Here is a 19,563-nt window from a genome sequence, read left to right as displayed (position 1 = left end):
GTGCATGTAAATCCGGGGTGGGCAGAAAGCCCACCCTCGGTTTATTGCCTTTATCGTGGATTAGGGATGCGAGATAAAGCGAGAAAGGCGTTGCAGCAGTAACCGGTTTTCTTCGCGCAGCCGTGAATTCTCTTCCAGCAGCGTTAACGCGACCGCGATCCCAGGCCAGTCGAGCGCCAGCTCCTCGCGTAAGCGTAGCGCGCGTTGTACCACGCTCGCTGCGCGATCGTCGAATTGCCAGTCGGCGTTATCGTCTTCGTAAGGCTCAATTACGCCAAGTCCGACGATTTCGTTTAGCTCCTCTTCCGTCACGCCGGTGTGCAAACAAAATTCGGTGATGGTAAAGGTGACAGTGATGTTAGCCATTATGCTTTCCCCCATTGCTGGCGTGGGTCAAAGGACGACTGCGCGTCCGCCAGTTGTTGCCACAGGGCAGCTGTTTTCTCGTCAGGTTTCGGCGGCATAACGATTTTGATGATGGCATAGAGATCGCCAGTGTGCTTTTTACTGGCTAATCCTTTTCCTTTGATACGCAGCCGCTGACCAGCCTGGCTGCCGGGGGGAATGGTCAGCAAAATACGCTCTTTAAGCGTTGGCACAGACACCTTAGCGCCGAGCGCCGCCTCCCATGGGGCAAGCGGAAGGACGACTTCCAGATCCTGATTGACGATATCAAAGAGCGGATGCGGGGCAATATGGATAACGAGCCATAAATCGCCATTAGGTCCGCCGTTTTCCCCCGGCGTGCCCTGGCCTTTCAGTCTGATTCGTTGCCCGTTGCTGACGCCAGCCGGGATTTTCACATTCAATGTTTTGGGAATTTCCCGCTCCACCAGGCCGAACGCGTTATAAACGGGGACGGAATAGCTAATCGTACGCTGGTGCTCTTCCAGCGTTTCTTCCAGGAATACCGCCACTTCAATTTCGATATCATGACCGCGTGCGGCGTGGCGGTGGTGCGAATGGCGACCGTGCTGACCAAAAATAGACGAGAAAATATCATCAAAATCTTCGGCGTTATACGGCTGGCCTTCGTGTTGCTGGAACTGGCGATTAAATTGTGGATCGTTACGGTGTTGCCATAACTGGTCATACTCGGCGCGCCGTTGCTCATCACTCAGCACTTCCCATGCTTCAGCAACCTCTTTGAAACGGGCTTCGGCATCGGGTTCTTTGCTGACATCTGGATGGTACTTGCGGGCCAGTCGGCGATAGGCGGTCTTAATCGTCTTGAGATCATCCGTCGGTTTCACGCCCATAATGGCGTAATAATCCTTAAGTTCCATAGCATCATCTCGCTAAATCAATACATACAGAAGGGACCCCAAAAAGGTTTCTCCACTAAGTGTAGGGTAAACCTGAAAAGTGCGTATGAAAACACCAGTTATATCATTAGTAAGAATAAATTACGTTGTTCGACTATCAGAAGGTTGCGCAGCGCGCCGACATAACTTTACAGGGGAAAGGTTGCCAAAACCGCGCCAGTGGCTAAGATAACTCGCGTTAAACAGTGAGGGCGCAATGGCGAAACAACAACGGATGGGCTGGTGGTTTCTTTGCCTTGCATGTGTCGTGGTAATGGTTTGTACCGCGCAACGCATGGCGGGCCTGCACGCCTTGCAGATGCAGGCGACGGCCTCTGCTGCGGTGGTCAGCGCTCCCTCCTCGACAGATGACGGCTCGCCGGTCACTCCCTGTGAATTAAGCGCCAAGTCGCTGCTGGCGGCGCCTCCGGTACTCTTTGAAGGCGCTATCCTTGCGCTTTGTCTACTGCTTTCCTTACTGGCGCCTGTCCGGGTCATGCGCCTGCCGTTTTCGCCTCCACGGGCTATTTCGCCGCCCACATTACGGGTACATCTACGATTTTGTGTCTTCCGTGAATGACAGACCGGTTATTACTAACGGTTAATTACTCATTCACGGAGAAAAAATATGATGATTTTATTCAGGCGGATACTGTTCTGCCTGTTATGGCTTTGGCTGCCCGTCTCCTGGGCGGCGGAAAGCGGCTGGCTGCGCTCGCCCGATAACGACCATGCCAGTATACGGCTACGTGCCGATACGTCCGCTAACGGTGAGACCCGGCTGTTGCTGGATGTCAAACTGGAAAACGGCTGGAAAACCTACTGGCGCGCGCCGGGGGAAGGGGGCGTGGCGCCCTCTATCGCCTGGAAAGGCGACATGCCTGAGGTAAGCTGGTTCTGGCCAACCCCCTCGCGCTTTGATGTGGCGAATATCACCACCCAGGGATATCACGACGAGGTGACCTTTCCGATGATCGTGCGCGGTACGCCGCCCGCGACCTTGAGCGGCGTGTTGACGTTATCAACCTGCAGCAATGTTTGTCTGTTGACCGATTACCCCTTTTCCGTGACGCCTACTGTGCAGAATGCCGATTTTGCCCATGACTATGCGCGGGCGATGGGTAAAATTCCGCTCCGCAGTGGACTAACGGACTCGCTTGACGTCGGCTATCGCCCGGGAGAACTGGTGGTCACTGCTACGCGAGCGGCGGGCTGGTCATCGCCCGGGCTCTATCTTGACACCGTAGATGACGTCGATTTTGCGAAGCCTCGCCTGCGCGTAGAGGGCGACAGGTTACAGGCGACGGTGCCGGTGACGGACAGTTGGGGCGAAAAGGCGCCCGATTTGCGCAACAAATCGCTGACCCTCGTGTTAGCCGATGGCGCTATCGCCCAGGAAAGCACGCAAACCATTGGCGCTGCGCCAGCGCAAACGCCGGACAATGCGGCGCTACCTTTCTGGCAAGTTGTAATGATGGCGCTGATCGGCGGACTGCTTCTTAATTTAATGCCCTGCGTACTGCCGGTTCTGGGCATGAAACTTGGCTCTATTTTATTGGTAGAGGAAAAAAGCCGCTCTCACATCAGGCGACAATTTTTGGCTTCGGTCGCCGGTATCATTGCGTCATTTATGGCGCTGGCGGCGTTTATGACCCTCCTTCGCCTGTCAAACCATGCGCTGGCCTGGGGAGTTCAGTTCCAGAATGCATGGTTTATTGGTTTTATGGCGCTGGTGATGTTGTTGTTTAGCGCCAGCCTGTTCGGGCTTTTTGAGTTCAGGCTTCCCTCATCTATGACCACGAAACTGGCCACTTACGGTGGTAACGGTATGTCGGGACATTTCTGGCAGGGGGCATTCGCCACGCTGCTGGCGACGCCTTGTAGCGCGCCGTTTCTGGGCACGGCGGTCGCCGTGGCGCTCACGGCGTCGTTGCCGACGCTGTGGGGGCTGTTCCTTGCGCTAGGCCTGGGGATGAGCGCGCCGTGGCTACTGGTCGCGATACGACCAGGGCTTGCGCTACGTTTACCGCGCCCCGGGCGTTGGATGAATGTCCTGCGCAGGATCCTCGGTCTGATGATGCTGGGGTCGGCTATCTGGCTGGCGACGTTACTCCTGCCGCATTTCGGCTTCACTGCGTCAAAGAGCGCGCAAGACACGGTTCAGTGGCAACCGTTGAGTGAACAGGCAATCCAGTCGGCGCTGGCGCAGCATAAGCGGGTATTTGTCGATGTCACTGCGGACTGGTGTATTACCTGTAAAGTGAATAAATACAACGTCCTGCAAAAAGAGGATGTACAGGCTGCCTTGCAACAGCCGGATGTTGTGGCGCTGCGGGGAGACTGGACGCTGCCGTCCGATGCCATTACAGATTTTCTGAAAACGCGTGGCCAGGTCGCCGTGCCGTTTAATCAGGTATATGGCCCCGGCTTGCCGGAAGGGGAGGCATTGCCCACTTTGCTGACCCGCGATGCGGTATTACAAACGTTGAAAAAAGCGAAAGGAATAACCCAATGAAATACATGATTGTTTTGCTGCTGGCGCTGTTTTCGACGCTGAGCATCGCGCAAGAAACCGCCCCTTTTACGCCGGATCAGGAAAAGCAGATTGAAAATCTGATCCATGCGGCGTTGTTTAACGATCCTGCCAGCCCGCGGATAGGCGCTAAACACCCTAAGCTGACGCTGGTGAACTTTACGGATTACAACTGCCCGTACTGCAAACAGCTTGATCCGATGCTGGAAAAGATTGTGCAGAAATATCCTGACGTTGCGGTCATTATTAAACCGCTGCCATTCAAAGGAGAGAGTTCCGTATTGGCGGCGCGTATTGCGCTGACCACCTGGCGCGAGCATCCGCAACAGTTCCTCGCGCTACATGAAAAACTCATGCAAAAGCGCGGTTACCATACGGATGACAGTATTAAACAGGCCCAGCAGAAAGCAGGGGCTACGCCAGTGACGCTGGATGAAAAAAGCATGGAAACGATACGCACTAATTTGCAGTTGGCAAGGCTGGTCGGCGTGCAAGGAACGCCAGCGACGATCATTGGCGACGAGCTGATTCCGGGCGCGGTGCCCTGGGATACGCTGGAAGCGGTGGTGAAAGAAAAACTGGCGGCTGCCAATGGCGGGTAAACTGCGGCGTTGGCTGCGTGAAGCCGCGGTTTTTCTGGCGCTCCTCATCGCGATAATGGTGGTCATGGACGTCTGGCGCGCGCCGCAGGCGCCTCCGGCGTTTGCCGCGACACCGTTACATACGCTGACGGGAGAGTCGACAACTCTGGCGACATTGAGCGAAGAACGCCCCGTACTGCTCTATTTTTGGGCCAGCTGGTGCGGGGTATGCCGCTTTACTACGCCTGCGGTCGCTCGCCTGGCGGCGGAAGGGGAAAACGTCATGACCGTTGCGCTCCGCTCCGGCGATGACGCTGAGGTTGCCCGCTGGCTGGCGCGCAAGGGCGTTGACTTCCCGGTCGTCAATGATGCTAACGGCGCCTTATCCGCTGGCTGGGAAATCAGCGTGACGCCAACGCTGGTGGTGGTTTCACAAGGTCGGGTTGTGTTCACCACCAGCGGCTGGACCAGCTACTGGGGCATGAAGCTTCGGCTATGGTGGGCAAAAACGTTCTGAATATGCGCCGGGGTTTCCCGGCGCTAACGCGTTTACTGTAAGAAAAACCCCCGTTTTGCGAAATCGTTCCCGGAAAAATGATCCATTTCTGTCACACTCAGAACGATTTGATAACAACAAGAGGTCATAGGGATGAAAAAATCATTACTCGCTGTTGCTGTGGCAGGGGCTGTTTTGTTGTCATCCGCCGTACAGGCGCAGACAACGCCGGAGGGTTATCAATTACAACAGGTGCTGATGATGAGCCGCCATAATCTGCGGGCGCCGCTGGCGAATAATGGCAGCGTACTGGCGCAGTCGACGCCGAACGCCTGGCCGGCGTGGGACGTTCCCGGCGGGCAACTGACGACGAAAGGCGGCGTGCTGGAAGTCTATATGGGACACTACACACGTGAATGGCTGGTCGCGCAGGGGCTGATACCGTCGGGAGAATGTCCGGCGCCCGACACGGTATATGCCTATGCGAATAGTTTGCAGCGCACCGTCGCCACCGCGCAATTTTTCATTACCGGCGCTTTCCCCGGCTGTGATATTCCTGTTCATCATCAGGAAAAAATGGGCACTATGGACCCTACCTTCAATCCGGTGATTACCGATGATTCCGCCGCGTTCCGGCAACAGGCCGTACAGGCGATGGAAAAGGCGCGTAGTCAGCTACATCTTGATGAGAGTTATAAACTGCTTGAGCAGATAACGCATTATCAGGACTCGCCGTCCTGCAAAGAGAAGCATCAGTGTTCGCTAATCGACGCGAAAGATACCTTCAGCGCGAACTATCAGCAAGAGCCTGGCGTGCAGGGGCCGCTGAAAGTAGGGAACTCGCTGGTGGATGCGTTTACCCTGCAATATTACGAAGGGTTTCCGATGGATCAGGTCGCCTGGGGCGGCATCCACACCGATCGGCAGTGGAAGGTGCTGTCAAAACTGAAAAACGGCTACCAGGACAGCCTGTTTACCTCACCCACGGTGGCGCGCAATGTCGCTGCGCCGCTGGTGAAATATATCGATAAGGTGCTGGTTGCCGATCGCGTTAGCGCGCCGAAGGTTACCGTGCTGGTGGGGCATGACTCCAATATCGCGTCGCTGCTGACGGCGCTGGATTTTAAACCCTATCAGCTCCATGACCAGTATGAGAGAACGCCGATTGGCGGCCAGCTTGTCTTCCAACGCTGGCATGACGGCAACGCTAACCGGGATTTGATGAAAATCGAGTATGTCTACCAGAGCGCCCGGCAGTTACGCAATGCGGAAGCGTTAACGCTCAAATCGCCCGCGCAAAGGGTAACCCTGGAACTGAAAGGATGTCCGGTGGATGCGAACGGCTTCTGTCCGCTGGATAAGTTCGATAACGTCATGAACACTGCCGCAAAATAGCCGTATGCCCCCGCGCAGGCGGGGGCGTTTGTGTTATACGTTCTTACGTTCGATGATTTGTTCGCCCCAGAAGAGCGAGTCTTTGTCCGTTTTCTCAAAGGCTTTGATCAGCACCTCATCGCTACCTTCTTCCCATATTTTTTCTGCCAGTTTCTCGTCATAGTGAGCGACTTCAAAAATGGCTTCGGCAATTTCCGGCGACGTATTACGCAGGCTTGCCCATTCGCCGACGCGGTGCGCTTTTGCTTCTTGAGTTGGCATTCGAATCCTCCTGTTGAAGATTAGCCGTTGAGTTTGACTGCCAGACCGGCGACGTATTCCCCCTGATAGCGAGCGATAGAGAGTTCCTCCTGGCTTGGTTGACGCGAACCGTCGCCTCCGGCGATAGTCGTTGCGCCGTAAGGCGTGCCGCCGCGAACCTGGGAGACGTCAAACAGTTCCTGTGCGGCATAGCCTATCGGGACAATCACCATCCCATGATGGGCAAGCGTAGTCCAGGTCGAGGTGATCGTCTGCTCCTGGCCGCCGCCCGTTCCGGTAGAACTGAACACGCTGCCGAGCTTGCCGTATAGCGCGCCGGATGCCCACAGTCCGCCGGTTTGGTCCAGGAAGGTACGCATCTGGCCTGACATATTGCCAAACCGGGTTGGCGTACCAAAAATAATGGCATCGTAATCCGCCAGCTCCTGTGGGGTGGCAACCGGTGCGTTTTGCGTTTTACCGCCAGCTTTTGCGAAGATTTCAGGCGGCATTGTTTCTGGCACACGCTTTATAATGACCTCTGCGCCGTCGACTTTCTTTGCCCCTTCCGCCACCGCGTGCGCCATGGTTTCAATGTGTCCGTACATGGAATAATAGAGCACCAGAATCTTTGCCATTTGTACTACTCCTCAGATTAATCAGGTGTGTAGCGATTCGCTACGTCTATTTAAAGATATGCTCTCCTGTGAAGAGTGCAAATTTCAGCGCCATTTCTTTGATTTATAACAATAATTAATTTGGCGACCTTTGTTGCAAAATGATACATTTTTAAGCGCTTTGATTTTTCCAAGTATAAGAATAACTTATTTATTTCTCATGGTTATTATTCTGCATATTCGGCTTCCGATGTTGCAGAATATTTCGGTAAGCGGCCTACCACGGCGTTTTTCACTATGCTTAATGTTACGCGGCGTTACTGATGATATCGTTCATACGCGGCGCGAGGAGATACTCCTCATTACCTATGCAATATGATGTCTAATCTATGACGGAGGTCAGTAATGGCAAACCATCGTGGCGGTTCCGGTAATTTTGCGGAAGACCGCGAAAGAGCATCAGAAGCAGGTCGTAAAGGTGGTCAGCACAGCGGGGGCAATTTTAAGAATGACCCGCAGCGTGCATCCGAAGCAGGCAAAAAAGGGGGCAAAAGCAGTAACCGTAATAGCTAGCCTGCGTCACAACAGCAAGACGCTGAGCGTTTCGCGCTAAAAAGCGTCATGCGCCACCGCCGCCGGATTTCCGGCGGTTTTTTTGTTTATAAGCCGGATTTGGTATGCTTGCGTCCTGACAAAAAGGAGAGGGCGCATGTCGCAACGCACAGAGAAGAAAATCGGGAAACGCTCGCAGGCCACCGGTGCAAAACGGCAGCTTATCTTAACCGCCGCGCTTGCTGTTTTTTCCCAGTATGGCATTCATGGCGCGCGTCTTGAGCAGGTCGCCGAGCGGGCAGGCGTCTCCAAAACCAATCTGCTTTATTATTATCCCTCGAAAGAGGCGCTGTATGTCGCGGTAATGCGACAGATCCTGGATGTCTGGCTGGCGCCGCTCAAGGCGTTTCGCGCAGAATTTTCCCCTCTGGAGGCCATCAAAGAGTATATCCGTCTCAAGCTGGAGGTTTCGCGTGATTATCCGCAGGCGTCGCGGCTCTTCTGCATGGAGATGCTGGCGGGCGCGCCGCTCTTAATGGAGGAACTGACCGGCGATCTAAAAGCGTTGATAGATGAAAAATCCGCGCTGATTGCCGGATGGGTGCACAGCGGGAAACTGGCGCCCATTTCCCCGCACCATTTGATCTTCATAATTTGGGCCGCCACGCAACATTACGCCGATTTTGCCCCTCAGGTTGAGGCGGTAACCGGCGCGACGCTTCGCGATGAAGCCTTTTTTAACCAAACGGTCGAAAGCGTTCAGCGCATTATTATTGAAGGGATTCGCGTGCGTTAACCGGCTGGCGGCAGTGGGCAGCTCAAATCACCCTCTTCACATTGCAGCAGCGAGGCTAAAAACGCTTCGCGTTCGTTCGTTTTATCGGTCAGGCACTGGCTGGCGATCATGGGTTGCACGCTGCCGCCCTCCGTACCTGAGCGAATCAGAGCGCAATCGGCGTCCCGCAGTGCAATCCATGCCACCTGCGCTTTTTGCAACAGCTCGCGCTGCGGCGGTTGCGCACGCTTAATCGCGCTTTGATAGGTTTCGTTCAGCTTTTTATCTGCCGCCTGGTATTGCGCGGCGGCGCAGCGATTCATTTCCAGCTGCGTATTGGCGCTGGCACACTCATCGGCCAACGCCTGACTGCTGAACAACAACGCCGCGCAGGTAAGGAAAATTCGTTTCATACGGTCCTCTGACGCGAGTAAAAAGGCTCCATTGACGGAGCCTTAATTAACCACAGTATTAGCCAATTGTCATCAGGCTGGCATTACCGCCAGCGGCGGCAGTGTTTACGCTCAGCGAACGTTCAATATAGAGCCGTTCCAGCAGTATATTGCTTTCGCCGCGGGCGAACCCCTGTACCGACACTATCGCGCCTTCGCGGGCGGCGACGGCTTCGCACACGGTCCGCAGCTTGTCGGAGTCGCCGTGGAAAATCACTGCGTCAAACGGCTGCGCCATCAGCGTTTCCGCTTTCGCAAACTGGACACGCGCCGCAACGGCGGCGGGGAGACGTTTCGCCAGATCGCGGTGGAAGGCGTCGTCTGACCATAGCGCCTGACTGCCGACGGCGAGAACGGCGGCAAGCTGCGTCAACGCGTCCTGTTCGTCATCAGCCAGGCATAATACCCGTTCACGCGGCAACAGCGTCCAGGTATTACGCTCGCCGGTCGGCCCCGGTAGCAGGCGCTGCGTGCCGGCCTGCGCCAGATCGGCGAATTGTCGGCAGAGCGTCTGTAGCGCCGGGCGATCCGCCGCCCATTGCGTCAGAGCGGTCAACGGCGCGAGTAGCGTGGTTTTAAGCTGCGCATCCACCGGGTAACGCGCATCCTGACGAGTCAGCGTCGTATTGAGCGCATTGGGCGGGCGGTGTGCCAGCAGGCGGTAGAGATAGAGCGGCCCTCCCGCTTTTGGCCCGGTGCCGGACAGGCCTTCGCCGCCAAACGGCTGGACGCCGACGACCGCGCCCACCATATTACGGTTAACGTACAGGTTGCCGACATGGGCGGAACCGGTGACTTGCGCAATGGTTTCATCAATACGGGTATGTACGCCCAGCGTTAGCCCGTAGCCGGAAGCGTTAATCTGTTCGATAAGCTCCGCCAGTTGGTTACGGTTATAACGCACGACGTGCAGCACGGGCCCGAAGACCTCTTTTTCCAGTTCTGCGAAGTTTTCCAGCTCAATAAGCGTGGGCATAACAAACGTACCGGTCTGCCATTCCTGCGCGTCATCGCTGTTTTCACGCGCGGCCTGGAAAACCGGGCGGCCTTTGGCGCGCATCGTCTGGATATGACGTTCAATGTTGGCTTTGGCCTCGCTATCGATCACCGGCCCGATATCGGTCGTCAGACGGCCTGGATTCCCCATCCGACACTCCGCCATCGCGCCGCGTAACATTTTCAGCGTATGTTCGGCGATATCGTCCTGCAAACACAGCACGCGGAGTGCGGAACAGCGTTGTCCGGCGCTGTCGAAAGCGGAAGCCAGCACATCCACGACCACCTGCTCGGTGAGCGCGGAAGAGTCGACAATCATAGCGTTCATACCGCCGGTTTCCGCAATCAACGGAATAGGGCGGCCCTGGGCGTCAAGACGCGTGGCGATGTTGCGCTGCAACAACGTCGCGACCTCCGTGGAGCCGGTAAACATCACGCCGCGTACACGCGCATCGGCGGTAAGCTGGGCGCCGACGGTTTCTCCCCGTCCTGGTAACAGTTGCACGACGCCCGGTGGTACGCCCGCTTCCAGCAAAATAGCAATGCCCTGGGCGGCAATCAGCGATGTCTGCTCTGCCGGTTTCGCCAGAACGCTGTTACCTGCCGCCAGCGCGGCGGCGATTTGGCCGGTGAAAATGGCCAGCGGGAAGTTCCACGGACTGATGCAGACTACCGGCCCTAACGGGCGATGCGTTTCGTTATCGAAATCGTCACGCACTTGACCGGCATAATAATGGAGGAAGTCTACCGCTTCGCGCACTTCGGCAATGGCGTTGCTGAACGTTTTCCCCGCTTCGCGCACCAACAGGCCAATCAACTGTTGCATTTGGTCTTCCATTAATACCGCCGCCCGCTGCAAAATGGCGGCGCGTTCTTGCGGCGGCGTCGCAAACCAAACCGGCGCCTGATTGACCGCGTTTTGCAATGCCTGTTCAACCTCGCTTTCTGTCGCTTCGCGTCCCCAGCCGACAATATCTTTCGGTTCCGCCGGGTTGATAACCGGCGTCATCTCACCGTCGGCCACCGGTTGTTCCAGCACAGGTTTGGCCTGCCATTTCTGCATGGCGTTGCTTAACAGGGCAGAAGAAAGCGAGGCGAGGCGATGTTCATTCGCTAAATCAAGTCCGGCGGAGTTTATCCGACCTTCGCCGTACAGATCGCGCGGCAGCGGAATTTTCGGATGCGGTATGCCAGCCTGACCTTCCTGCTGCGCCAGTTTTTCCACGGCCTCGACCGGGTCGGCCACCAGTTCATCGAGCGGTAGGGTGGCATCGGCGATGCGGTTGACAAAAGAGGTGTTGGCACCGTTTTCCAGCAGGCGTCGTACCAGATAGGCCAGCAGGGTTTCGTGCGTTCCCACCGGCGCGTAAATACGGCAGGGACGGTTAAGTTTTCCGTCCGCCACTTTACCGGTGACCTGTTCATACAGCGGTTCGCCCATGCCGTGCAGGCACTGGAATTCGTACTGACCCGGATAGTAATTTTGCCCGGCCAGATGATAAATCGCCGCCAGTGTGTGTGCGTTATGGGTCGCGAACTGCGGGTAGATCAGATTAGGGACGGCGAGCAGTTTTTTCGCGCAGGCCAGATAAGAGACATCGGTATACACTTTGCGGGTATAAACCGGATAGCCCTCCAGCCCTTCCATTTGCGCGCGTTTGATCTCGCTATCCCAGTAGGCGCCTTTCACCAGACGAATCATCAGCCGACGGCGGCTACGGGAGGCCAGATCGACTAAATAATCAATGACCAGCGGGCAGCGTTTTTGATAAGCCTGGATCACAAAGCCAATGCCGTTCCAGCCCGCCAGTTCGGGTTCGAAGCAGAGTTTTTCCAGCAGATCGAGCGAGATCTCCAGACGATCCGCCTCTTCGGCGTCGATATTGAGACCAATGTCGTACTGGCGCGCCAGCAGCGTCAGGGATTTCAGGCGTGGATAAAGCTCCTCCATTACCCGATCGTATTGCGCGCGACTATAGCGTGGATGCAGGGCGGACAGCTTAATCGAGATGCCTGGCCCTTCGTAAATACCGCGACCGTTAGACGCTTTGCCGATGGCATGAATCGCTTGCTGGTAAGAAACCATATAGGCCTGCGCATCGGCGGCGGTTAACGCGGCTTCGCCCAGCATATCGTAAGAATAGCGGAACCCTTTCTCTTCCAGTTTTCGGGCATTCGCCAGCGCCTGAGCAATGGTTTCGCCAGTCACGAACTGCTCGCCCATTAAACGCATCGCCATGTCGACGCCTTTGCGGATTAACGGTTCGCCGCTCTTGCCGATAATGCGGTTCAGCGAGCGTGAAAGATTGGCTTCGTTATGTGTTGAGACCAGTCGGCCGGTAAAGAGCAGCCCCCAGGTGGCGGCGTTTACAAACAGCGACGGGCTACGGCCAATATGCGACTGCCAGTTGCCATTACTGATTTTGTCGCGAATTAACGCATCGCGCGTAGCTTTGTCGGGAATACGCAGCAGCGCTTCCGCCAGACACATCAGCGCTACGCCTTCTTGCGAAGAGAGGGAAAACTCCTGCAACAGGCCTTGCACCATACCCGCGCGACCGCTGGCGGATTTTTGATTGCGCAATTTCTCCGCCAGTTGATACGCCAGTTTATGCGCCTGCTCAGCGACAGGCGGCGACAGGCGCGCCTGTTCCACTAGCATTGACACCGCATCGGTTTCCGGGCGGCGCCAGGCGGCAGTGATGGCGGCGCGAGAGACGGATTGGGGAAGAATCTGTTCGGCAAACTCCAGAAAGGGCTGATGCGGCTCATCCTGCGGCGCGACCGGCTCCTCGCTTTCATTTGCCGCGCCGGCAAACAGCGCAGGTAGCTCCGGTAGCGTATCGCTATTTTCCAGCTTGTCCAGATAGCTAAAGATTGCCTGTTTTATTAACCAGTGCGGCGTGCGATCGATACGCGACGCGGCCATTTTGATCCGTTCGCGCGTGGCGTCGTCCAGCTTAACCCCCATCGTGGTGGTTCCCATACCCTCTACTCCTGTTATTCGCTCTATCTGCTAACCAATAGTTAGTGGAAAATATCCACTATGTTGCAACTTTGTGCAACCGCGTTAAATGTGACCTGCGTTGCAAGCTTAAAAATGAATAAATTGTTAAAAAAAGAAAGGGGGAGTCTGACGGGGAAAACCATCTGGATTTATTTTCTCTGCGGTAGTTAACACTTTTAAAAGGTGCAACCGCAAAAAATGTGAGAGAGTGCAACCTGGAGAAAAATAGTATCCCTCTGCAATCAAATTTGATGTAAATGGTGTGTTAAATCGATTGTGAATAACCACCGCTTCCGGCAGGATACGGTCGCCCTGGTAAACATAACACCCTTGCCACGTTCCGGCAGGGTACAAAACGGCACGCTACGGTAGTGCCAATAAATAAATTTGGAGAACCTTGATGGCTATTAGCACACCGATGTTGGTGACATTCTGTGTCTATATTTTTGGCATGATATTGATTGGGTTTATCGCCTGGCGCTCAACCAAAAACTTTGATGACTATATTCTTGGCGGTCGCAGCCTGGGGCCGTTTGTTACGGCTTTATCAGCCGGCGCGTCGGATATGAGCGGCTGGCTGTTAATGGGGCTGCCTGGCGCTATCTTTCTGTCGGGGATCTCTGAAAGCTGGATCGCCATTGGCCTGACGTTAGGCGCATGGATTAACTGGAAGCTGGTGGCCGGGCGCCTGCGCGTGCATACCGAATTTAACAATAACGCGCTCACGCTGCCGGACTATTTTACCGGTCGGTTTGAGGATAAGAGCCGAGTCCTGCGTATTATTTCCGCGCTGGTCATTCTGCTGTTTTTCACTATCTATTGCGCATCAGGTATTGTCGCTGGGGCACGACTGTTCGAAAGCACCTTCGGTATGAGCTATGAAACCGCACTGTGGGCGGGGGCCGCGGCAACCATTATTTATACCTTTATCGGCGGGTTTCTTGCCGTTAGCTGGACGGATACCGTTCAGGCCAGCCTGATGATTTTTGCGTTAATCCTGACGCCGGTGATGGTTATTGTCGGCGTAGGCGGTTTTAGCGAGTCGCTGGAGGTGATCAAGCAAAAGAGCATCGAGAATGTCGACATGCTCAAGGGGCTGAATTTTGTCGCTATTATTTCTCTGATGGGCTGGGGACTGGGTTACTTCGGTCAGCCGCATATCCTGGCGCGCTTTATGGCGGCGGATTCCCATCACAGTATTGTTCATGCGCGTCGTATCAGTATGACCTGGATGATTCTGTGTCTGGCGGGCGCGGTGGCGGTGGGCTTCTTTGGCATTGCGTACTTTAACAATAACCCCGCGCTGGCCGGGGCGGTGAACCAAAACTCAGAACGCGTATTTATTGAACTGGCGCAGATCCTGTTTAACCCGTGGATTGCCGGTGTTCTGCTGTCTGCTATCCTGGCGGCGGTGATGTCGACGTTGAGCTGTCAGTTGCTGGTATGCTCCAGCGCGATTACAGAAGATTTATATAAGGCTTTTCTGCGTAAAAGCGCCAGCCAGCAAGAGTTGGTATGGGTAGGGCGAGTGATGGTGCTGGTGGTAGCGCTGATCGCCATTGCGCTGGCGGCGAACCCCGATAACCGTGTGCTGGGGCTGGTGAGCTACGCCTGGGCTGGATTCGGCGCGGCATTTGGACCTGTTGTCCTGTTTTCTGTGATGTGGTCGCGTATGACACGTAACGGCGCGCTGGCGGGAATGATTATTGGCGCGGTGACGGTTATCGTCTGGAAACAATATGGTTGGCTGGATCTGTATGAGATCATCCCTGGCTTCATTTTCGGCAGCCTGGGGATCGTAATCTTTAGCCTGCTTGGCAAAGCGCCGACAGCAGCGATGCAGGAACGCTTTGCAAAAGCGGACGCGCATTATCATTCCGCGCCGCCGTCGAAGCTACAGGCGGAATAACCGACATGTCCGATAGCATTATTGCCATCGGACATATTTTACCAGGCGGCGTTATACGCCTGCCTGGTCCTCTGATAAGTCCCGGACCGATTGACTGAAGATGTTCAGGTAAATGAGGACGCACTCTCAAACTATTTTTAGCCCTTGAGCGCCGTTAACGCGGGCGTAATACGTCTCTAGTAATCACTAACTGGCCATATATGAAATCGCCTGTTAATGGTACCAATAGCCTTGACGCAATAGGGTAATGACAAAAATTAAAACGAGTCAGCGTTACTCGCGTAAGTATGCCGCACAAAATTTTGCATAAATAATGCCGTTTTAGTGATGGGAGAGAGGATACGTTAATTACTCCATTTTAACCTTTTATATGTTGAATATTCAATGACTTATGGGTAGTTTCACCATTAATTCCCGCAGTAGCTAATGATTATCTTTTTTAGTCTCCTGCCGATGAAATAATCGTGTAATCTTTCTGTAAGAGACTGACAATGAGGCAATAATGTTTGGTTAATACTTGGTGAATATATTGTTGCATTATTGGTGTTTTGTGTTGTACTTAGTAGTAATAGCGGTAGTTCCCCGGCAGTGATGGTCACTCACTATGGAGATCGCGAATGGTAATGTCCGCACCAGGACACATTGTTTACAGTAGTTACAACACCCTGTACGGACATTCTCTCTCCGGTGGTGGTCTTGTCACCTTAAAAGCTCTCATCATTTCTCTTACTGTCCATACCCATGACGTCATATGTGGTGCGCGTAGCCGTGTGTGGCGTCGTTTCAAAAAGCAAGCTAAGGCTTACAAGGAAGCCAACCCTCAGATGTGTGTGCGCATAATCGCGTTCAAGAGAACGCGGGTGATGTATACCTACAACTCAAGGTGCTATCCATGGGAAGACAAAAAGCAGTGATCAAAGCTCGTCGTGAAGCAAAGCGTGTGTTGAGACGAGATTCGCGTAGTCATAAGCAACGTGAAGAAGAATCGGTCACGTCACTGGTACAGATGGGCGGAGTAGAAGCCATTGGCATGGCGCGCGATAGTCGCGATACCTCTCCTGTTAAGGCGCGAAATGAAGCACAGGCGCATTATCTGAACGCTATCGACAGTAAACAGCTTATTTTTGCGACCGGCGAAGCCGGCTGCGGAAAAACATGGATCAGTGCGGCAAAGGCGGCAGAAGCATTGATTCATAAGGACGTCGAGAGGATCATTGTGACGCGTCCGGTATTGCAGGCTGATGAAGATCTTGGTTTTTTGCCCGGTGATATCGCTGAAAAATTCGCGCCTTATTTTCGGCCCGTCTACGATGTCCTGCTTAAACGGTTGGGCGCGTCCTTTATGCAATATTGTTTGCGCCCGGAAATCGGTAAGGTAGAAATTGCCCCGTTCGCCTATATGCGTGGGCGTACTTTTGAAAATGCGGTCGTGATCCTCGACGAGGCGCAAAATGTGACTGCGGCGCAAATGAAAATGTTTTTGACGCGACTAGGCGAAAATGTCACGGTCATTGTCAATGGCGATATTACGCAATGCGACCTGCCGCGCGGCGTGCGTTCCGGGTTGAGCGATGCGTTGGAACGCTTTGAAGAAGATGAAATGGTAGGGATTGTGCATTTCAACAAAGACGACTGCGTGCGCTCGGCGCTTTGTCAGCGAACGCTTCACGCATACAGCTAATATAGCATTGACTTTCAGAGCCCGGGAGACCGGGCTTTGTTGTCTATAAAGCGTCCAGCAGACTCATGGACAAAAAAGGAAAATGACGCCTGTACGTGAAGGGAATTATTTTGTCATGTCCAGGGCATTCATTGTCCGTAATTTGCTTTCTCGGGCCTGTTCCGGCGAGGACTGTACAAGAAGGGTATAGAGCAGGTCAAAGACGAAAAGCTGCGCGGCTTTCGTACCGATCGAGTCACCCTGCAACATTCCTTGCCGATTACCATTGATCAGGCAAAAATCGGCCTCTTCACATAATGGAGAACCCAGATTATGGGTAATGGCGACTGTGGTGGCGCCAGCCTGTCGGGCCAATCGGAGTGAATGCACTGTTTCTGGCGATGTGCCCGAGTGACTGACACCCATCGCGACATCGCCTGCTTTTAATAGCGTAGCCTGCATGTACATAAAATGGTTATTGCTTACCGCATCGCCCCGTAAACCAATACGCATTAGCTTGTGTTTCATATCCAGCGCCGTGATCCCCGATGAGCCCACACCAAAGATATAAACTGAGTGACAGTGACGTAGGGCGTCCACGACACCGAGAACCTGTTGCATATCAAGCAGATTTAGCGTTTCAGATAATACATTACTAATGGTGTTCTGCAATTTTAAACCAATGGCGTGGGCATCGTCGGATTCGCTAACTTCGGCATCCAGTAGAGGACTACTGTCATCAGACTCGGTAGTGGCAAGTTCAATGGCCAGGTCCATTTTAAAATCCTGAAAACCTTTATAGCCCAGGGTGCGACAAAAGCGAATAACCGTGGCTTCTCCGGCCTGTGTGTCGCGCGACAAATCGGCAATAGATGACTGTGTCACCTGTCTGGGGAAGGCTAAAATATATTGCGCAATACGCTGGGAGGCACGTGTCAGGCTTTTTTGCATAGCACCCAGAGTGTCAAGGATTTTTCCGGGTTTAAGACGTGGGGGTTGAGGCTCCATATAGTTCCTGCTCTTGAGGGCTGATTGCGGCACAAAGCCTGCAATATCGAACAGAGCAGAGCCTATCAAGTCTGCGGCATGAAAAAAAGCGCGATGTAAGTAAAGGAGGGGGAATATTTACATCGCGTTGCCAACTTATGACAGAACATCACTGGAGAGTAATCTGTTTGCTCTTACGGTGTTTATAGCGCGCCATCTGACGGATGGTTTATATCTGGCCCGGTATTGTCGCCCCGCGCGTTGGCGTCACCGTGTGCTGTGTCGGTATAGCGTGGTATCATGAAATCATAATGTCACCTTTGGTTCAGGTTTTTCATCCAGCGTCAATGGCGGTGCCGGGGCAAATAACGGGGCGAAAATAACGCCGCTGATCACCACGCTTAGCGAGCCAATGACCCCATAAAAGAAGAAGTTAAGGTCAGTGGCATAGCGTGCGCCCAGCACGGTAATGACGCTGATAATAATTCCTAAAACCGCACTCCCGGCATTTGCTCGTTTAAAGAAAATGCCCAGCATGAACAGACCGGTCATTGGCCCTCCCATCAGACCTATCAGACTATTAAATGCATCCCAGATTTCTGATTCATCGGCCATGACCAGCCATACCGAGGCCGCGCTACTTATCAGGCCCGCGACCAGAATAACTAACTTAGCTATTTTCATACGGTTTTCAGGCGTTCTTTTTTTATGACTCAAACGCTGATAGATATCGGAATTAAAACAACTGGAAATGCTGTTTAAGCTGCTGGAGATACTGGACTGCGCAGCAGCGAAAATAGCGGCGATTATCAACCCTGCAATGCCGACTGGCATTTCGGTGACCACGAATAAGGGTAAAATGCCGCCAGTGTTGAATCCCGCCGGTAATAATTGTGGATGTTGCTGATAGTAGACAAACAATGCCGAGCCGATAGCAAAAAAGAAAACAGGGATCACAGCAACCAGTTTGGCATTTGTAAGTAATGTTTTCTTCGTTTCCTCTATGGAGTCAGTCACGATATAGCGTTGGACCACATCCTGACTGGCAGTAAATTGCTGAATATTGGCAAACAGAAAACCAATCATCAATACAGGTACTGTGCTTTCCGTCCAGCTCCAGTGGAACTGCGTAGCCGGAAAGAATTTATCCGCCTGCTGCGTCACCGTAAAAATTTCACCAATGCCGCCCTGGACTTTGAGACATATCACTATAAAAATCAGTATCGCGCTGCCAGAAAGTAAGAGGCCTTGAATAACATCAGTCCATATTACTCCTTCAATTCCCCCCATCCAGGTATAAATGATACACATCACGCTAATCAACAGTACCAAAATCACCGGGTCTATAGCGATGAAGGGGCGCAAGGCCAGCACGGTGAGGAAAGTGATAATGGCGATACGTCCGATATGAAACAACATAAATGACATGCTGGCGAATAGACGGCAGCGCACATCGAACCGTGCTTCGAGATATTCATAGGCTGATGTGACTTTCAATTTCCGAAAAAACGGAATATAGAAATAAAAAACCAGCGGTAAAATTGCGATAGCCAGATACTGACCAATGATAAACGTCCAGTCGGAAGTAAACGCTTTGGCAGGAATTGACATAAATGTAATTGAGCTTAACGTAGTAGCAAATACACTGACCCCAGCCGCCCAACCAGGAACCCGGCCACCACCGCGAAAATAATCGTCTGCTGTTTTTTGCCGTCTGGAAAAATAGACACCGACTAACATCATGGCCAGGAGGTAGCCAAATAATACAAGATAATTAACGATGCCGAAAGAATGTGTAATCATAGTTCTTTCCTGCTTATGGTTTTGAGTAGAGTTGCGGTCATCGTCTGTGTATTTTTATCTTCCCATCATTCAGACGATACGATATTCAGATCAAGTAATAGTTTTTGTTAATCTCAATGACGCTAATCATGAGATGTAAAAGGCAGAGCATTTATGCTCCTGATGCCAAGACGTATGTCCTGCCGGATACCTGAAATAGCAGCTATCCGATATTGCGTTCAAACAGGCTTCAGGCCTGGGTATCGTATTTGCCGAT

The 19,563-nt window shown here is 53.4% G+C and carries 17 protein-coding genes; 9 read left to right on the top strand and 8 right to left on the bottom strand.

All coding sequences use genetic code 11. From position 1 onward, the window contains the following. Positions 1-60: 60 nt before the first annotated feature. Together cbpM and cbpA are read right to left on the bottom strand one after the other, a co-directional pair. Entirely contained in the window at positions 61-366 is a 306-nt protein-coding gene (cbpM, locus tag K8W53_RS13950) for a chaperone modulator CbpM (RefSeq protein ID WP_001284251.1), read from the bottom strand. Next, positions 366-1,286 carry a curved DNA-binding protein gene (gene cbpA, locus K8W53_RS13945; protein ID WP_000420603.1) on the bottom strand — a complete coding sequence of 307 codons (921 nt, stop codon included), beginning with the start codon at positions 1,284-1,286 and terminating at the stop codon, positions 366-368. Before cbpA ends, cbpM begins: the two co-directional genes overlap by 1 nt. A 235-nt stretch (positions 1,287-1,521) precedes the next feature. Here cbpA and K8W53_RS13940 point away from each other — a divergent pair, with 235 nt between their 5' ends. From K8W53_RS13940 to agp, 5 genes are all read left to right on the top strand, one after another. Beyond that, positions 1,522-1,884 carry a copper resistance protein gene (locus K8W53_RS13940; protein WP_001118902.1) on the top strand — a complete coding sequence of 121 codons (363 nt, stop codon included), beginning with the start codon at positions 1,522-1,524 and terminating at the stop codon, positions 1,882-1,884. Between the two features lie 48 nt (positions 1,885-1,932). Next, positions 1,933-3,819 (top strand): protein-disulfide reductase DsbD family protein, encoded by a 1,887-nt coding sequence (locus K8W53_RS13935; RefSeq protein WP_052939331.1) that lies wholly within the window; start codon positions 1,933-1,935, stop codon positions 3,817-3,819. Beyond that, positions 3,816-4,439, top strand: coding sequence for a DsbA family protein (locus K8W53_RS13930; RefSeq protein ID WP_000876690.1), 624 nt, complete (start codon positions 3,816-3,818; stop codon positions 4,437-4,439). Before K8W53_RS13935 ends, K8W53_RS13930 begins: the two co-directional genes overlap by 4 nt. Beyond that, positions 4,429-4,935 carry a protein disulfide oxidoreductase gene (locus K8W53_RS13925; RefSeq protein ID WP_000907523.1) on the top strand — a complete coding sequence of 169 codons (507 nt, stop codon included), beginning with the start codon at positions 4,429-4,431 and terminating at the stop codon, positions 4,933-4,935. Before K8W53_RS13930 ends, K8W53_RS13925 begins: the two co-directional genes overlap by 11 nt. Before the next feature lie 132 nt (positions 4,936-5,067). Continuing rightward, positions 5,068-6,309: a bifunctional glucose-1-phosphatase/inositol phosphatase gene (gene agp, locus K8W53_RS13920; protein WP_000749201.1), complete on the top strand. Its 1,242-nt coding sequence runs from the start codon at positions 5,068-5,070 to the stop codon at positions 6,307-6,309. A gap of 33 nt (positions 6,310-6,342) precedes the next feature. Here the strand turns inward: agp and K8W53_RS13915 are convergent, their stop codons facing one another. Both K8W53_RS13915 and wrbA read right to left on the bottom strand, forming a co-directional pair. Beyond that, complete coding sequence (locus K8W53_RS13915) at positions 6,343-6,570, bottom strand: YccJ family protein (protein ID WP_001143125.1); 228 nt, start codon at positions 6,568-6,570, stop codon at positions 6,343-6,345. Positions 6,571-6,590: 20 nt separating this feature from the next. After that, positions 6,591-7,187: an NAD(P)H:quinone oxidoreductase gene (gene wrbA / locus K8W53_RS13910; RefSeq protein WP_001062898.1), complete on the bottom strand. Its 597-nt coding sequence runs from the start codon at positions 7,185-7,187 to the stop codon at positions 6,591-6,593. Positions 7,188-7,571: 384 nt separating this feature from the next. Here wrbA and K8W53_RS13905 point away from each other — a divergent pair, with 384 nt between their 5' ends. Further along, on the top strand, positions 7,572-7,739 hold the full coding sequence (locus K8W53_RS13905) for a general stress protein (RefSeq protein WP_001273663.1): 168 nt from the start codon (positions 7,572-7,574) through the stop codon (positions 7,737-7,739). Positions 7,740-7,875: 136 nt separating this feature from the next. Then, a complete protein-coding gene (gene rutR, locus K8W53_RS13900) occupies positions 7,876-8,514 on the top strand; it encodes an HTH-type transcriptional regulator RutR (RefSeq protein ID WP_001648862.1) in 639 nt (212 codons plus the stop codon). On the opposite strand, the gene K8W53_RS13895 is transcribed toward rutR, so the two are convergent. Further along, a complete protein-coding gene (locus K8W53_RS13895; protein ID WP_001648863.1) occupies positions 8,511-8,906 on the bottom strand; it encodes a lysozyme inhibitor LprI family protein in 396 nt (131 codons plus the stop codon). The two genes, rutR and K8W53_RS13895, sit on opposite strands and share 4 nt — an antisense overlap. Before the next feature lie 58 nt (positions 8,907-8,964). Further along, positions 8,965-12,927 carry a trifunctional transcriptional regulator/proline dehydrogenase/L-glutamate gamma-semialdehyde dehydrogenase gene (gene putA / locus K8W53_RS13890; RefSeq protein ID WP_052931627.1) on the bottom strand — a complete coding sequence of 1,321 codons (3,963 nt, stop codon included), beginning with the start codon at positions 12,925-12,927 and terminating at the stop codon, positions 8,965-8,967. Positions 12,928-13,348: 421 nt separating this feature from the next. Between putA and putP the strand changes: the two genes are divergently transcribed. Together putP and phoH are read left to right on the top strand one after the other, a co-directional pair. Continuing rightward, entirely contained in the window at positions 13,349-14,857 is a 1,509-nt protein-coding gene (putP, locus tag K8W53_RS13885) for a sodium/proline symporter PutP (RefSeq protein ID WP_001018467.1), read from the top strand. 892 nt (positions 14,858-15,749) lie between these two features. Beyond that, positions 15,750-16,538 (top strand): phosphate starvation-inducible protein PhoH, encoded by a 789-nt coding sequence (gene phoH, locus K8W53_RS13880; RefSeq protein WP_000533527.1) that lies wholly within the window; start codon positions 15,750-15,752, stop codon positions 16,536-16,538. A gap of 105 nt (positions 16,539-16,643) precedes the next feature. On the opposite strand, the gene K8W53_RS13875 is transcribed toward phoH, so the two are convergent. Together K8W53_RS13875 and K8W53_RS13870 are read right to left on the bottom strand one after the other, a co-directional pair. Next, positions 16,644-17,525 (bottom strand): MurR/RpiR family transcriptional regulator, encoded by an 882-nt coding sequence (locus tag K8W53_RS13875; RefSeq protein WP_000433673.1) that lies wholly within the window; start codon positions 17,523-17,525, stop codon positions 16,644-16,646. Between the two features lie 285 nt (positions 17,526-17,810). Then, positions 17,811-19,307, bottom strand: coding sequence for a sodium:solute symporter (locus K8W53_RS13870; protein WP_000628085.1), 1,497 nt, complete (start codon positions 19,305-19,307; stop codon positions 17,811-17,813). Positions 19,308-19,563 lie beyond the last annotated feature (256 nt).

Origin of the sequence: Salmonella sp. A29-2 (assembly GCF_020150755.1) — a bacterium.
Lineage (GTDB): Bacteria > Pseudomonadota > Gammaproteobacteria > Enterobacterales > Enterobacteriaceae > Salmonella > Salmonella enterica.
Note: the sequence above shows the minus strand (reverse complement) of the source record. Positions and strands in the feature narration are given on the sequence as shown.

What these genes read in the sequence shown, in the direction of transcription:
- cbpM (WP_001284251.1), bottom strand. Translation starts at nt 366, where the DNA reads ATGGCTAACATCACTGTCACCTTTACCATCACCGAATTTTGTTTGCAC.
- cbpA (WP_000420603.1), bottom strand. Translation starts at nt 1,286, where the DNA reads ATGGAACTTAAGGATTATTACGCCATTATGGGCGTGAAACCGACGGAT.
- K8W53_RS13940 (WP_001118902.1), top strand. Translation starts at nt 1,522, where the DNA reads ATGGCGAAACAACAACGGATGGGCTGGTGGTTTCTTTGCCTTGCATGT.
- K8W53_RS13935 (WP_052939331.1), top strand. Translation starts at nt 1,933, where the DNA reads ATGATGATTTTATTCAGGCGGATACTGTTCTGCCTGTTATGGCTTTGG.
- K8W53_RS13930 (WP_000876690.1), top strand. Translation starts at nt 3,816, where the DNA reads ATGAAATACATGATTGTTTTGCTGCTGGCGCTGTTTTCGACGCTGAGC.
- K8W53_RS13925 (WP_000907523.1), top strand. Translation starts at nt 4,429, where the DNA reads ATGGCGGGTAAACTGCGGCGTTGGCTGCGTGAAGCCGCGGTTTTTCTG.
- agp (WP_000749201.1), top strand. Translation starts at nt 5,068, where the DNA reads ATGAAAAAATCATTACTCGCTGTTGCTGTGGCAGGGGCTGTTTTGTTG.
- K8W53_RS13915 (WP_001143125.1), bottom strand. Translation starts at nt 6,570, where the DNA reads ATGCCAACTCAAGAAGCAAAAGCGCACCGCGTCGGCGAATGGGCAAGC.
- wrbA (WP_001062898.1), bottom strand. Translation starts at nt 7,187, where the DNA reads ATGGCAAAGATTCTGGTGCTCTATTATTCCATGTACGGACACATTGAA.
- K8W53_RS13905 (WP_001273663.1), top strand. Translation starts at nt 7,572, where the DNA reads ATGGCAAACCATCGTGGCGGTTCCGGTAATTTTGCGGAAGACCGCGAA.
- rutR (WP_001648862.1), top strand. Translation starts at nt 7,876, where the DNA reads ATGTCGCAACGCACAGAGAAGAAAATCGGGAAACGCTCGCAGGCCACC.
- K8W53_RS13895 (WP_001648863.1), bottom strand. Translation starts at nt 8,906, where the DNA reads ATGAAACGAATTTTCCTTACCTGCGCGGCGTTGTTGTTCAGCAGTCAG.
- putA (WP_052931627.1), bottom strand. Translation starts at nt 12,927, where the DNA reads ATGGGAACCACCACGATGGGGGTTAAGCTGGACGACGCCACGCGCGAA.
- putP (WP_001018467.1), top strand. Translation starts at nt 13,349, where the DNA reads ATGGCTATTAGCACACCGATGTTGGTGACATTCTGTGTCTATATTTTT.
- phoH (WP_000533527.1), top strand. Translation starts at nt 15,750, where the DNA reads ATGGGAAGACAAAAAGCAGTGATCAAAGCTCGTCGTGAAGCAAAGCGT.
- K8W53_RS13875 (WP_000433673.1), bottom strand. Translation starts at nt 17,525, where the DNA reads ATGGAGCCTCAACCCCCACGTCTTAAACCCGGAAAAATCCTTGACACT.
- K8W53_RS13870 (WP_000628085.1), bottom strand. Translation starts at nt 19,307, where the DNA reads ATGATTACACATTCTTTCGGCATCGTTAATTATCTTGTATTATTTGGC.